This window comes from Bacteroides acidifaciens, assembly GCF_903181435.1.
Taxonomy (GTDB): Bacteria; Bacteroidota; Bacteroidia; order Bacteroidales; family Bacteroidaceae; genus Bacteroides.
Window position 1 is genome coordinate 245,672 of sequence record NZ_CAEUHO010000005.1, and the last position, 13,232, is coordinate 258,903.

Genomic DNA, 13,232 nt, shown 5'->3' on the forward strand with positions numbered 1-13,232 from the left:
TCTGCGCCTTTCAGTCCCCTGCATCTTACTCCGGGGCATCCTCGCCGCCAATCGTTCCGTCCTGCGCCTCTTTGGGGCTTTCCGTACCGTTTTCGTCAGTTGCTCCGTCCCCACTGTCTATGATTGGGGGATTCCCGGCTTCGTCAGCCTCCCACATATCAGACGGTGGATAATGACTGTCATCATCCGGTCTGTCGGCTGACGGGTTGGAAATTTCAGACGAACAAAGGGAAGAAGAAAGGACTGCTGCGCCTGCCGCCATGCTGTCCGCTTCCTGCCCTCTGGACTGACTTTCATCCAGTGCGGCATCCTGCCCGTTTTCTGACGGTGAGCCATAGGAAACAGGTGTCCGCACATTGCCCGTCTGTCCTTTGGCGGTTGCCGAAGGTCTGACATAATGGGGATTGGTTATGAGGACACCTCCGGCATACCAGCCTGTGAGGAAATGCAGGGAATGGACGGAAGTACGGTTGTTGGTTCGGGTGGTCAGCATACCGAGCCTGTTAAGGCTGTCGATTAGCTTGCCGATGGTCTTGCGGTTGCAGCCCAAAAACTCTGCCAGCTCCACATCGGAAGCTGCCACCTGTCCCACCTCCAAAACAATCTCAACGCCTTTGATTTTATAAGCGGTTCTTTCCCGTACCGCACCGGTCATCAGCCGATACAGGCACTTCTGCCTGAAAGCGGAAGATTTGCCTTCCAAAAGAAAATCCCACTGCCCGGCCGAAAGAATGGTGCAGTAGTGTATGGTCTGTTTCTCTTTGCACATGGTCTATGATATTATGATGTTACTATGGTCATCTACCTTCCCAAGCCATATCCACGCTCAGGCATATAATACTCCCTGTCTGCCGCTATGCGGTTCAGCACGTCCTGCAGGCGGTCGAGCTGTTCACTGTCAAGCACACGGATGGCGTTTATCGTTATGCGCTGTGTGGCTATCCTGCGGTGTTCGATGTTCGTTTCGTTCATTGCTCCGTCACCGTCCGCATGAACGGAACGGAGGTAGGCATTGACCGCTTCCGTCTGTTCTTTGGACGGATAAGGTGCTGCCCATCTGTCTTGGATGTAGTTAATCATCCGACTGACCGCATTAGCCAATATCGGGTCTCGCTGTGTGATAGATTGTATCAACTCTATTTCTTTCATACGAATATCATTTAAGTCAGGTTTTACGATTATTCATTCCATAGTTGATTTTGTTGACTTTGTTGAAGATGATTTCAAAAAGAGGGAAAAAGAAAAATAGAGATGCTGTACACAATCTTTTTCTTTTTTGGCAGGCAAAATTCTTTGTTGAATTTTGTTGATGGTGTTGTTGAATGGTAACCCCTTATTTATATGCCTTCCCTTATATTTCATCATATTCAACAATCTCAACGGTAGTTTTTTAATTTTTCACGGGTAACGGTATAAAAGCGTCCCACCTTTTTGTGCGATACAGAATACTTCTGTCCTGGCAGCACGGATATTTGATAGGTGGAGTAAGACAGTGCATTGGGTGCAGGCCCCAATTTCCAGCACTGCTGCAGAACATTCCTCACCTGATGGCGTTCCACCTTTACCATGGAATAATTGAACAATGCCAATAGGTCGTTGATACAGAAATCCACCACATTCACCTGCATTGTGTCCATGATGTCAAGTAACAGTTCTGCCATATCAAGCTCAATGCGGCTACGGTTACAGCGGATGATTTTCTCCAATGCTTCCGTGCGGATAAGTGATGGAGCAAACCACATACGGCTTTCTTCTTTGGTAGTCAGATTCCGATGTTGTAGATAGTACAGAAATGCGGGTATCTCATCTTTCAATTTCTGAAGAAAGGAGGTGTCGTCCGCTACCAATCTACTAATCTTTCTTACCCAATAGCGTGTTTCTTCTGGCTCAATGTAAACAGGGAAATTTTCATTATTGGAACACAATACGAATTTAGCGAAGAACTGCACTTCATAACGATCTTTGCCCTTAGCCTCCATCTTGTACGAGTGCGCCGTACTAAGGTTCTTCAATCGCTCGCTATCTTCCCTGCGGTTGAGTAACACCTCATCCACAACAATCATCAGTTTGCCTGCCCAGTCAGCATTAAACTGACTACGGAAGTCCTCATTGGTGTTGAATGTCACATTCTCTTGAAATAACGCTTTCAGAAAATTCAGGAATGTACTCTTACCCGTGTTTCGTTCTTCCGACACTAATAGAAGTATTGGTAACTTCTGTGTTGGTTTTAGGTACAACAGTTGAAGATAATCCATTCCCAATTCATATTGCTCACTAAAGATGTGTTCAATCAATGAATGTATATGTCCAAACTCACCTTCTTTAGGAATATGGGTTATTGGCTCATAGAGATTATAAAAGTTATTCACGTTCAAACGGTAATCTGTATGACTGGGTATCGTGCAGAATCCGTCATATTTCGGAATGAGTGCCGCTTCATCCTTGCCGTGGTCTAATCGGAATACGCTCATTTTCCATTCAACCCGCATTTTGCGGAAAGAACCATTCATCATTGGCTGATTGATAATACGAAACAAGGTTGTGCCTATACGGACATACTCTTCTCCGATATTCTCAACTTCTTCATTTGTAGGAGCCACAGGAACATTGTCAATCTTTTCCATAATCAGATATTCTATTAGTTTCCCCCAAGATGCGCTTCACGTCTGAGAGGCGGTATCTTACTTTGTTGCCTACCTTGATTGCTTTAAGGTAATTGCGCTTGTTCCAAAGCCATAAGGTGGTGTCGCATACACCACACATTTCCTTGACTTCCTCACGTGTCAGTAGCTTATCTTCATTGGTGGCTTTGAGTGCAATTGCCACCTCATTCACCGCACGGTTAATAAGCTCATTAGAGAAGTAACGTAAGTCTTCACTCGTAATCTCCAATTTGATATTAGCCGTGCTGTTGGAGATGATTTGCATTAAATCTGTCATAGCATATATGTACTGCCCATAGTCCGACACAATCACTTTGGCAGCATTATAAATGATTGTGCCACCGCTCCGACATTGGAACGATGGCACAAAAGTATAAACGTAATTCGCTATAATTTAGTAATTTGCATTTCGCTATTTTCGCCGAAATACAGAACGAAAGAAACGAAATGTAAAGCAATTAATTGGGTTCATCTGAAAATGGTTTTATCTCAATGTCAACACTGGATTTTGAATAAGTTGGTCTATAACAGGATGGTAAATAGCTCCATCTGTAACCGCTGTGATTGTCGTGACTTTATTACCTCCATCCTTCGATGAAGCACCGCAATGGTAAATCTGTTCTTCTGGAGTTTGATAATCAATGACTATATATCTGTCGTGGAATATACCCCCAGACGTTTGCAACGAAATGGTGACATTGGGATATTCCCGACAGAAATCGTTAAACTCGGTTTGGTGCAACCGATTACCGATATTGTCAGAGAATACCACAACATTCACATTAGCTGGAATATCTTTGAGAAGTACCAGTGTCTTCAATCCGATGTAATTATCAACCACAAAAATCGTTTTCTTGGCGGTGGCATAAATATGTTGGTAAGCCAAATCCGATTCAACTGGCTGACCGTTGAGTATCATCCAACCTCTCCTTACTGAAGGATTGCCAAAATCAAGCATGACATTTGCCAATTCCGACTTTGTCACTACATTACCAAGTGTATCTATAATATTGGCAACCTTGTCATCAACAGCAGATAGAGATTTACGCAAGTCAAGCAGGTCTTGTGTGTTTTGGGTTGTCTGCAAAGACAGTTGCAGATATTCCCTTTGTCCTAATAATGGCTGATTATCTACGATATAGTCTTTCATCTGCTTGAAGATACGAATCAAAGCTTTGCTTTGTTTGGTTGCTAAATCTCCTCTCAGCACAGTCATAAGCATATATATTCCTTGTTCGGTGAAAGCATAAGGGTTGTATCTACGACCGCCCCAACTTGAGGTGGAATTTTTGCACCTCAAGATTTCACACTCTTCATCGGACAACTGAAACATGAAGTCTTGCTCAAACTTTTCAATGTTGTTCTTCACTTGGCGATTAAAATCTTTGGTGCTATAGCCATAGATGTTGGCTAAATCCATATCCAGCATTACACGGACACCTCTGATGTTGTATATATAGCCTTTCAGATATTCGGCATTGATTTCTTGGGTGATGATATCTTTATCCATATCATTAAATTAAATGAGTTCATACTTTTAGTTATTTACTTCTGCGAGGTAAGCCTTCCACTCATTGATAAGCGACCGTTCAATACCATTGTCTTTTATTTTCCCTCTGCTCGTACTGTCATTCAACTTCTTGATAGAAATTTGAAGGTTACGCACGGTTTTCAAGTCGCAATTAGGAAGTTCATTGGCAAGCAGTTTATGAAATGTCGTCACATCACAGCCTGTCAGAAGGCCTTCCTCTTGGAGGGCAAAATATAATCGTGCCAAATCAGTGCCTGTATGCTGCGTTGAAACTCTCAATTTTATCTTCTCCAAAATCATTTCTTGATTTCCATGAAGATAGTCTTTCAATGTGCGTGATGCCTGCTCACCTGTTGGCGATTTTTCTTCTATTGGTTTATCATTAACGGACAACCCCTTAATAGTTGTTTCTACCACACAATCATCCTCAATAGCCTGTTTCTCCCGATGAAAATCCTGCCAATCTTCTCTTGTCCGCATTTTATTACGAATACTACTGTTGATGACTACTTTAATCATTAAAGCGGCTATCCTCTTCTCAAAATAGTTGTTCGCAGGGTTATGTGTTTCAGCTTCCAATTGGGTGACCAAAGTTTCATAGCACTTACCGTAATAAAGCCATGCCAACATTGCAGGAACTATTGAATCGTTTTGCAGATTGTGAAACTCCTCAACCAATAATCTTGCAGCATCGGCATCTGCCGAATAACTTTGCAGACGATATTCGTTGGCAAGGTCTCCATGACACTCACCGTGATACTTACGCATCATTTGAGGAGCGAGCTTCCATCCTAATTTGAAAATCTTTTGTAAACCTGTTGCCGATTTGTTGTTCACTTCGGCAACGAATCTGTCATATTCTTTCGGATGGTTGTTGAGCCATTCTTTAATATCCTGTTTGAATTGTTCGAAATCTTGCTTTGCCATAGTCTTTCGCCTTATTAGTCTAACAGATGAACAAGCTCTTGTTTCATTTCCTCGTCTATCTCCCTATATCGGCGGAATGCCTTGCTGCCTTCCTTGTGTCCCGATACCGAAGAAACGAGGTCTGGGTCTTTTACTTTCTTATACATATTGCCAATGAATGTTTTTCGGGCAGTATGCGTGGTTACGACTTCATACAAGTACTTTTGCTCAGGATTGCGAGTGAGTGGGTTAAGCACTGTGACCACCCTGTCAAGTCCTGCCAACTGGAACGCTTCTTTAATGGCTTGATTATATTTCTGCTCTGATATAAAGGGAAGGAGAGTTGTTCCTGTATAATCTTTGTAGCGTTCAAGTATGGTTTTCGCAACACTATTCAGCGGCACTCTTATTGTCCTGGGATTATGACTGCGCGTCTTTTCTTGTATGTATTCTAATGCTCCATTCACAATGTTTTTCTTTGTGAGCTTATAAAGGTCGCCTACACGACAACCCACAACGGACTGAAACACAAAGATGTCTCGTTGAATAGCAAGTTGTGGACGAGCAGACAAATCAGCCTCAAACAATTTGTCACGTTCTTGAAGTGTAATATAAATAGGTGTTCCATAAAGACATTCTTCTAAGGGGAATTTGTCAAACGGACGATTGGTGGTCTTTCCTTGATTATAGCACCATATAAAAAAGGTTCGTATGCGTGAGAAACTATCTATAAGAGTGTTCTTGCCTCTCGGCTGAGGAGTCCGCTTTTCGGGAATGGTCTCGTATATATCAGGGTATTCTTCCGCATAAGCGTATTCGTTCTCCATAAAGTCCCACATATCGGCAAGTGTTTCTTTAGTTATGGTATGGATGTCAAGGGAAAAGTGCTTCATTCCACGTCTTGTTTTTCTGACAAATAATTCATAGCGCATGAGTGCCCTTTTTACTACACGAAAGTTCTTCTTCCGTACTTCCGAAAGACTATGCTTCTCCAAAAACTCATCAAAAAGTTCGGCAAAAGTAGGCGGATTCTCTATTGCCAGTTCTTCTTCTGTTTTATACTTTTCGGGATGATGAAATTTATCTATGACTTCCCCGAGCCATTCACTTCCGGCATCCTCCTTGTATTCCTTCTCAATCATTCGGGTTAATGCCTGCACTTTATGGTTCAAGTCCATCTTTTCGTTTTCCGACACCAAAGCTACACGGTCTTTATAACCTTGTCGTTCAACACTCCAATGATTGGGATTGATGACAAGTTCACTTGCTGCCTTGATGTCTTTCTTTCCATCACGCAAACGAAAATAGATGGTAGCCTTCGTATCTATGTCGTTCTTTTTGGCAGTCTTCCGTATGAATGCAGTTACTTTCATGGGCTTCGATTTTATTTCTGGATTGAACACTGCAAAGATAGCGAATTGTTCCCAAAATGTTCCCGTTTATCCCGAAATAATTTCAATCTCATTAAATTTAATTTCGTTTATTGCTATTTATAGAGCATTGAAATATAATGATATAGCGGTTATATTGCTATTAAGTTAGAGTTGTTCCCATTTGTTGATATTTAATATTTCAAATGCGGGTCCGGGTACTGAAGCGGAGAAAGTTGAAAAACTCTCTCCGCTTTTCTTTTCTACCCCTCGTAACTCATTGGTTTGCTGATATATTAAATCAAGCACTTTGTTATAAGAATTGGTTCGATATGTTTTTCCGTCAAATTCGATTTTTTCGGGAAACATCGAACTTATCAGCTTAATTTTCACCCCTACAGACGCATTTCTTATATAGCTATCTATATTGTTTATCAGATTGATAGAGTAGTTTAGTTTTGGTTCGATATTACTACGGTTAGGGTTCTCACGCATTTCAATCTGTTGTTGCATGGCTGAGGCTTCTTTGTTGTATCTTTCCAACATTCTGTTATATTCTTCTTTGGTTAAATCTCCGTCCAGATATTTATCTTCAATGCTGTTGATGCGTTTTTGGACGATAGAAAGTTCATTTTGCAGTGCTGTTACTTCTTTTTTACTTTCTCCTTTGCGTTCGTTTTGCAAATCCTTTAGAATTTCGTTATACAAGTCCAATACCGTTTTGTTGGGCTTCAATTGGGCTGTGTATCGAGCGAACTCTTCGTTTACATTCTCTGCTCTCATTCTTATATGTTTTTGATTGTTACAACAAAAGTAGTAGGTGTATTTGCCGCCATTGCCCGAACTTGTAGCACCAGTTAAGGCACAACCACATACAGGGCAGATTAAAAACTTCCGCAAAAATAAGTCAGGATTTATGGCTTTGGATAGTTTGGGTGTTTTCTTTCTTTTACCGTCCAAAATCTCTTGAACTTTATAAAATGTTTCTTCGTCTATAATTGCTTCATGTTCACCGTTTACATAATATTCGGGTTCTCCTTTGTATGCTGGCACACGTATTTTGCCAATGTAGAATTTATTACGCAACATTTCAAGAAATGAACTTTCAGGTACATTATATCCTTTTCTTGCAAATTTCCTACGGATATAACAAGGTGTTTCAATGCCTTTAGCCACTTCTTTAAACATGGCTTGTATAGATGGTGCTGTATTGGTATCTATTTCTACATGGGTTTCATGTTTGCTAATGCGTACATTTTTATATCCTCTGGGTGCTTTATTTGCACATTTTCCTTTAGCCAATGTTCCATGAATGCCGTCCATTGTGGCTTTTGACCTCTTGATGTTGTCGCATTGTGCCGAGCCTATGTGTACTCCCAATAATAGGGGCCAGGTGTCAGAATTGAAGTCTAAAGGTGCTTCGATTGCATTTGGCTCAACTCCCAATTTGAGTAATTCTTTTAAGTTCTCGCTGGCACTGATAATGTCTCGTGAATATCTATCCCAGCGTAAGAATAGTAACTTGTTTACTCTACCTTTGTTTTTACGTATATAATTCATTATTCCTTGTATGACAGGACGTTTCTCAAATGTCTTAGCACTCTCGTCCTCTCTGTATGGGATATTGTCAATGATGTTATATCCCATTTGGTTACAAAACTTCCGTAAGCGTTCTTCTTGTACGTCTAAGCTGGCTCCTAATGTTTGTTCATCCGAACTTACTCGACAATATATTATCACATTTGCATTCATAATTCTTGTTTTTTAGTTAATGCCATTTTTTCATTCTCTATCTGCAATTCTGCTAATAGGTATAGATATTGTCTCACTATTTTTACTTGTTCATTATTGTATTTCTCTTTACCTTTATTGAGTATCGTTGCGCATTGTTCCAATGGTATCATTAGATACTGGTATTATTGTGTTGCAATGTATGATGCAACTTATTCTTACACATTCAATCAATTCACAAGACAAGGAAGTGCCTAGGCATGAATGTGCTTCTTGCCCCATGTATCATTATTTGGAGTAAAAGATATTTTTTAAAGTGAATTGATGTATCAACATTGCAAATATACGACCTATAGATACAATTACCACTTTTGATGTGCAAATTATGTTAATTTGGTTAATTTTCGCAAGGTGTTGATACTTGTTCCCGTCAGTTTTGAGGTATTTCGGAGTGAATACCCTCTTTTCAAGAGTCTAATTTCTTCTCCATACTCTTCCCTCATAGCCTCATCACTTTTCGTATATCCCATTTTTCGCCCTACCTTACCACCATTATTGAGGAAATTCTGATAGCCGCTCGCTACACGTTCTCGAATGGTCTTGCGCTCCATACGTGCTACTTCGGCAAGTATAGTGATAAGAAACTGGCTCATAGGATTGATTTCTCCCTCTGGAGTAAGCGTTTCAATATTATAGTTTTGGATGAATACTGATACTTTATTTTGATTTAATATTTCTATGGCTTGTAGTACTTGTAGGGTATCACGTCCAAGTCTGGATAGTTCGGTTACTAATACTTTATTTATATTATGTGAGTTGATATAGTTTATCATATTCATTAACTCTGTGCGTTCTGTGTTCTTTTTTGCTCCAGATACTTTTTCCGCAAATACAGCCTCAACCGTCCAATTGTTTGCTGAGGCTAATGTCTGCAAATCATTTATTTGACGTTCATAGTCTTGTGTTCCGTTGGTACTTGATACTCGTGCAAAGATTACTACTTTTTTCATGGTGTTACTTGTTTATGATGCAAAGATAGTGATGTATATTTAATATAAATCATTTATAGCGTTAAATAAGGCTAGAAATATGGTAAATATTAAATATTTATCATTTCTTTGTCAGATAAAAAATAGATAAAATGAAAAATAAGCAAGAAAGGACGGTTATTCATGTAGAAATATCTGGACTTCATTTCTACTTTGGCTCTTTAACTGCCGTTTATACCAAATTCACTTCAGAGCAACTTGGTGTAGCATTAGGGACATTACGGAATTACCGAGTAACAAGTGATAAACCGTATCAAAACAGTAAATGTATTATCCGAAAAGGGATTTTGGTAACAGTACAAAAATCTGTTAGCTAAGTATCATCGTTTGATAGGAATTTAGTATCTTTGCACACAGAAGTTACGAAAAGAGTGTAATTTATTGGAAATGAGCGTAGGTTAATTGCTCATGATAGTAATAGGTTACGAATTAGTTAGTTATCTACTGCATTATCCTTCTGCGCGTTGCGTAACCTTCAAAGAACTCTTCGTATGCAAAAATAGAAATTAAACGGGAGATTTAGAAATAAATCTCCTGATTTTTTATCCTCACATATAAGTTTTTCCGTAAAAGCGGTTTTGTCCGTCGGCACACCATCCCCCAAAAGAATTTTGGACGAACGTATGCCGACTACCGCATAAGCGGAGAAAAGGGCTTTGCCTCACGCCTAAACAGAAGTTTAGACTGATGATGCAAGGCCCATTTCTTTTGCGCTTATGCCAGAGAGGTGCTTTTACGGATTTCTGACGGTTTTTCTTTTTCGCTGTCCATTTGAGCCGGAAGCGGAAAGCCGTGTCTGACCGCCCGATCCATAAATGGAACAAGCCATCATGCACGGCAGGCAAACCTGAAAGAATGATTTTATATGTCCGACCGGACACGTCCTGCCGGATATATAAAACCATACTTTCCACACGGTGGTTTGCCCGGTTTCACGCTTCCGGCTGTTTCCCTTTTTCTTTTGTGGACTTCTTTTTTTCACGGATTTCTCTTTTGAAATTTTCTGTCTAATCTGCCTCCACTTCCGTTTACCTCCATTTCCGCGCCTTTCAGTGAGCCGCATCAGGCAGTCATTTCCGTTCTGGGCGCAAAGGTAATTCCGGGATTGGACGGGAAAGCAAGGTCAAGCCTCCTGTTTTCTGCGGAAATCTCCAGCCCTGCGGGTAGTATTTCCGCGAAAAACCTTGCATTCCCTAATCCCTACCTTTTCAAGCACCCGAAACGAAAACGACCGATGCGACAGAAAGACGCATTAAAAAAAATGTCGGATAAACGAGAGGCAGATAAGATAGTTTGAAACTCAACTCCCTCAGCTCTTGAATCCGCATTAAAAACAAAAAAATCAAAACAGCGAAGATATGACGGCAACGGCAAATTTCAGACAAGTGGCGCAATATGGAAAATTTAAAGTCGATTGACCCACTATTATAAAAGTCTTCTGACCCACCTTTATAACCGAAACTGATCCGCTGTGATTATAATAAAAATTGCCCCTGTATAATTACCATATTTCAGTCTTGTTTTCGTACTTTACAAAGCATTTTAACCCGGTATTATTAACTGAATAAAATTTTAAAGAATGAAAATAAGAATCAAGCACATACTGCGGTGTTATCAGTCAGGAATGAGTATCCGCGGTATCAGTTCTTCTCTCCTTGTTTCACGTAATACAGTCAAACGTTATATCCGTATATACGAAGATATGGGTATAGAACTTGAGCGTCTGTTGAAAATGGACGAGCAGCATCTGCATGAGCTTTTCGGTACGGAGACTGACAAAGAATCGTCTGGCTCTGCAGAGTATAAGTATCTTCAAGAACGTATACCTGATTACATGAAACGACTTAAGGTCCGTGGGACAACAAGAAGGTCTTTGTATGAGGAATATCTTAAAAATCGTCCACAAGGTTACAGCTACTGTTCTTTTTGTTTATATATCAGACGAGAAAGGGAAGTAAAGATTCCTGTTGGACGCATAGATCATATAGCCGGTGATCAGATGTATGTGGATTTTGCCGGCGACAAACTTTATCTCTCATACGAAAAAACAGGCAATAAGGTTCCCGTAGAAGTATTTGCCGCTATACTTCCATGCAGCCAGATTACTTATTACGAGGCTGTACCATCACAAAAGAAAGAACACCTTATCCAGGCATGTGAAAATGCTTTCCATTATTTTGGAGGTGTCCCCAATGCCATAGTTCCAGACAACCTGAAATCAGCCGTAACAAAGCCTGGAGGTGTTGAACCTGTAATCAATGACGACTTTGCTGCATTTGCAGACCATTATGGATGTGTTGTCTTCCCGGCAAGAGTACGAAAGCCTAAAGACAAAGCTCTGGTTGAGAATGCTGTAAGACTGCTCTACAGGGAGGTGTATTCAAAGATGACGGGATTGAAATTCAATGATCTTGAAGCCTTGAACATAGAAATAATGAAGCATACGGATGCGTTGAACAGCCGAAAGATGTACAATCGCAACTACAGCCGTCGGGAACGTTTCCTCGAAGTCGAGAAAGACAGGCTGCATACATTGCCGGCAACAAAATTTATATCAAAAAGCCGGAAAACGGCAACTGTCATGAGAAACAGTTATGTATCGCTTAACAATCACTATTACAGTGTTCCTAAAGAGTATATCGGCGATACTGTAGAATTACTGTATGATGGGGACACAGTGGAGATATATCATAAGTTCAGACACATAACGACACATCGCAGGGATGATACACCTTTCACTTATTCAGAAAAACCGTCCCACAAACTTTCGGGAGTGCTACATGAATACAGAATCAGAATGGATGATATATACCGCAAGGCATGTGAAATTGATCCGGTATTGGAAGAGTACATAAAGCGTGTGGCCGTTGCCAAGAAATATCCGGTCCAGGCCGTACGTTCAGCCGATGGTATATTAAGTCTTGTGGAGCGTTTCGGACATGACAGGGTGGTTCTTTCATGCCAGGTGGCAATGGAATTCGGTATGTTCGGGTACAACGAACTTGAAAGTATTCTGGTAAACAGGGAAGATGAGAAGTATCATGTACAGATGGAGGGACAGGCTCCCGAACTTACCCCCAAACACAGAAATCTCAGAGGCAAGGATTATTTTAACTCTAAAAACATGGATAAAAATGACAAGTAATAATAAAACAAGCAGAACTGTCGGAAAAAATATGGACAGAATAATGGAACTACTCTCCAAGTTACGTTTTTACGGCATGCTTGAAACATATAGAAATGACTGCAGGACCACATCCTCTGATGGTATGACAAACGATGAGTTTCTTAAATGGCTTCTTGAAAGCGAATATGATTACAGACGCAATGTAAGCATTGAGAGACTGATAAAGTCTGCAAACTTCAGATATAAGGCATATATGGAAAAAATAGACTATACCATAAAACGTAACCTTGACCGTAACCAGCTTGAGAGACTTGCATCTCTTGATTTTATAAGAGACGGACAGAATGTTTTCATCACGGGAAGCTCCGGTACAGGTAAAAGCTATATAGCTTCAGCCATAGGATATGAGGCATGTAAGAATGGAATAAAGACTTTGTATTCAAATGCGTCAAAGCTTATGGGACAGCTTAAAATTGCCAAAAACAAGGGCACTATAGAATCTGAGATGAAAAAAATAGAAAAGTGTCAACTGCTGATTCTTGACGATCTGTTTCTTATAGGACTGGATGCCAGGGAAAGGTCAATCCTTATGGAAATAATAGAAGACAGACACGGATTAAAATCAATCATAATAACATCACAACTTCCTGTCGAAAGCTGGTATGATGCAATTGGTGATCCTACAGTAGCTGACGCAATCCTGGACAGAATTGTACATACAGCACACAAGATTGAACTTACCGGGGATTCTGTAAGAAAGATTAATGCTAAAAAGAAATAGTATATATTGTAGATTATTATAATTGAAAATGACCCGGGTTAAAATGCATTTTTCTTTATTTAAATCTAATATTT

13 protein-coding genes are annotated in these 13,232 nt (G+C 40.3%); 3 read left to right on the top strand and 10 right to left on the bottom strand.

Going from position 1 to position 13,232, the window contains the following annotated elements; all coding sequences use genetic code 11:
• Positions 1-25: 25 nt before the first annotated feature.
• The 9 genes from CLIN57ABFB40_RS18050 to CLIN57ABFB40_RS18090 all read right to left on the bottom strand — a co-directional run bounded on the left by CLIN57ABFB40_RS18050 (position 26) and on the right by CLIN57ABFB40_RS18090 (position 9,211).
• A complete protein-coding gene (locus CLIN57ABFB40_RS18050; protein ID WP_175631372.1) occupies positions 26-769 on the bottom strand; it encodes a hypothetical protein in 744 nt (247 codons plus the stop codon).
• 32 nt (positions 770-801) lie between these two features.
• Positions 802-1,149 carry a hypothetical protein gene (locus tag CLIN57ABFB40_RS18055; RefSeq protein ID WP_175631373.1) on the bottom strand — a complete coding sequence of 116 codons (348 nt, stop codon included), beginning with the start codon at positions 1,147-1,149 and terminating at the stop codon, positions 802-804.
• 227 nt (positions 1,150-1,376) lie between these two features.
• The gene (locus CLIN57ABFB40_RS18060; protein WP_175631374.1) at positions 1,377-2,624 is read right to left on the bottom strand and encodes a primase-helicase family protein; all 1,248 of its coding nucleotides are present in this window, start codon (positions 2,622-2,624) and stop codon (positions 1,377-1,379) included.
• Positions 2,611-2,940: a helix-turn-helix transcriptional regulator gene (locus CLIN57ABFB40_RS18065; RefSeq protein ID WP_025017970.1), complete on the bottom strand. Its 330-nt coding sequence runs from the start codon at positions 2,938-2,940 to the stop codon at positions 2,611-2,613. The genes CLIN57ABFB40_RS18060 and CLIN57ABFB40_RS18065 overlap by 14 nt, the downstream gene beginning before the upstream one ends.
• Before the next feature lie 207 nt (positions 2,941-3,147).
• The gene (locus tag CLIN57ABFB40_RS18070; protein WP_175631375.1) at positions 3,148-4,173 is read right to left on the bottom strand and encodes an ORF6N domain-containing protein; all 1,026 of its coding nucleotides are present in this window, start codon (positions 4,171-4,173) and stop codon (positions 3,148-3,150) included.
• Between the two features lie 27 nt (positions 4,174-4,200).
• A complete protein-coding gene (locus CLIN57ABFB40_RS18075; RefSeq protein WP_008772950.1) occupies positions 4,201-5,121 on the bottom strand; it encodes a DUF6043 family protein in 921 nt (306 codons plus the stop codon).
• 14 nt (positions 5,122-5,135) lie between these two features.
• Entirely contained in the window at positions 5,136-6,473 is a 1,338-nt protein-coding gene (locus tag CLIN57ABFB40_RS18080; protein WP_025017972.1) for a site-specific integrase, read from the bottom strand.
• Positions 6,474-6,638: 165 nt separating this feature from the next.
• Positions 6,639-8,222: a recombinase family protein gene (locus tag CLIN57ABFB40_RS18085; protein WP_175631376.1), complete on the bottom strand. Its 1,584-nt coding sequence runs from the start codon at positions 8,220-8,222 to the stop codon at positions 6,639-6,641.
• Between the two features lie 362 nt (positions 8,223-8,584).
• Positions 8,585-9,211, bottom strand: a complete 627-nt coding sequence (locus CLIN57ABFB40_RS18090; RefSeq protein WP_175631377.1) for a recombinase family protein — start codon at positions 9,209-9,211, stop codon at positions 8,585-8,587.
• Between the two features lie 131 nt (positions 9,212-9,342).
• Between CLIN57ABFB40_RS18090 and CLIN57ABFB40_RS18095 the strand changes: the two genes are divergently transcribed.
• The gene (locus tag CLIN57ABFB40_RS18095; RefSeq protein ID WP_175631378.1) at positions 9,343-9,567 is read left to right on the top strand and encodes a hypothetical protein; all 225 of its coding nucleotides are present in this window, start codon (positions 9,343-9,345) and stop codon (positions 9,565-9,567) included.
• A 416-nt stretch (positions 9,568-9,983) separates the two neighbouring features.
• Here the strand turns inward: CLIN57ABFB40_RS18095 and CLIN57ABFB40_RS18100 are convergent, their stop codons facing one another.
• The gene (locus CLIN57ABFB40_RS18100) at positions 9,984-10,232 is read right to left on the bottom strand and encodes a hypothetical protein (protein WP_175631379.1); all 249 of its coding nucleotides are present in this window, start codon (positions 10,230-10,232) and stop codon (positions 9,984-9,986) included.
• A gap of 597 nt (positions 10,233-10,829) precedes the next feature.
• Between CLIN57ABFB40_RS18100 and istA the strand changes: the two genes are divergently transcribed.
• Both istA and istB read left to right on the top strand, forming a co-directional pair.
• Positions 10,830-12,395, top strand: coding sequence for an IS21 family transposase (gene istA, locus CLIN57ABFB40_RS18105; protein WP_175628403.1), 1,566 nt, complete (start codon positions 10,830-10,832; stop codon positions 12,393-12,395).
• Entirely contained in the window at positions 12,385-13,158 is a 774-nt protein-coding gene (gene istB, locus CLIN57ABFB40_RS18110; RefSeq protein ID WP_065539093.1) for an IS21-like element helper ATPase IstB, read from the top strand. Before istA ends, istB begins: the two co-directional genes overlap by 11 nt.
• Positions 13,159-13,232: the final 74 nt, after the last annotated feature.

What these genes read in the sequence shown, in the direction of transcription:
- CLIN57ABFB40_RS18050 (WP_175631372.1), bottom strand. Translation starts at nt 769, where the DNA reads ATGTGCAAAGAGAAACAGACCATACACTACTGCACCATTCTTTCGGCC.
- CLIN57ABFB40_RS18055 (WP_175631373.1), bottom strand. Translation starts at nt 1,149, where the DNA reads ATGAAAGAAATAGAGTTGATACAATCTATCACACAGCGAGACCCGATA.
- CLIN57ABFB40_RS18060 (WP_175631374.1), bottom strand. Translation starts at nt 2,624, where the DNA reads ATGGAAAAGATTGACAATGTTCCTGTGGCTCCTACAAATGAAGAAGTT.
- CLIN57ABFB40_RS18065 (WP_025017970.1), bottom strand. Translation starts at nt 2,940, where the DNA reads ATGACAGATTTAATGCAAATCATCTCCAACAGCACGGCTAATATCAAA.
- CLIN57ABFB40_RS18070 (WP_175631375.1), bottom strand. Translation starts at nt 4,173, where the DNA reads ATGGATAAAGATATCATCACCCAAGAAATCAATGCCGAATATCTGAAA.
- CLIN57ABFB40_RS18075 (WP_008772950.1), bottom strand. Translation starts at nt 5,121, where the DNA reads ATGGCAAAGCAAGATTTCGAACAATTCAAACAGGATATTAAAGAATGG.
- CLIN57ABFB40_RS18080 (WP_025017972.1), bottom strand. Translation starts at nt 6,473, where the DNA reads ATGAAAGTAACTGCATTCATACGGAAGACTGCCAAAAAGAACGACATA.
- CLIN57ABFB40_RS18085 (WP_175631376.1), bottom strand. Translation starts at nt 8,222, where the DNA reads ATGAATGCAAATGTGATAATATATTGTCGAGTAAGTTCGGATGAACAA.
- CLIN57ABFB40_RS18090 (WP_175631377.1), bottom strand. Translation starts at nt 9,211, where the DNA reads ATGAAAAAAGTAGTAATCTTTGCACGAGTATCAAGTACCAACGGAACA.
- CLIN57ABFB40_RS18095 (WP_175631378.1), top strand. Translation starts at nt 9,343, where the DNA reads ATGAAAAATAAGCAAGAAAGGACGGTTATTCATGTAGAAATATCTGGA.
- istA (WP_175628403.1), top strand. Translation starts at nt 10,830, where the DNA reads ATGAAAATAAGAATCAAGCACATACTGCGGTGTTATCAGTCAGGAATG.
- istB (WP_065539093.1), top strand. Translation starts at nt 12,385, where the DNA reads ATGACAAGTAATAATAAAACAAGCAGAACTGTCGGAAAAAATATGGAC.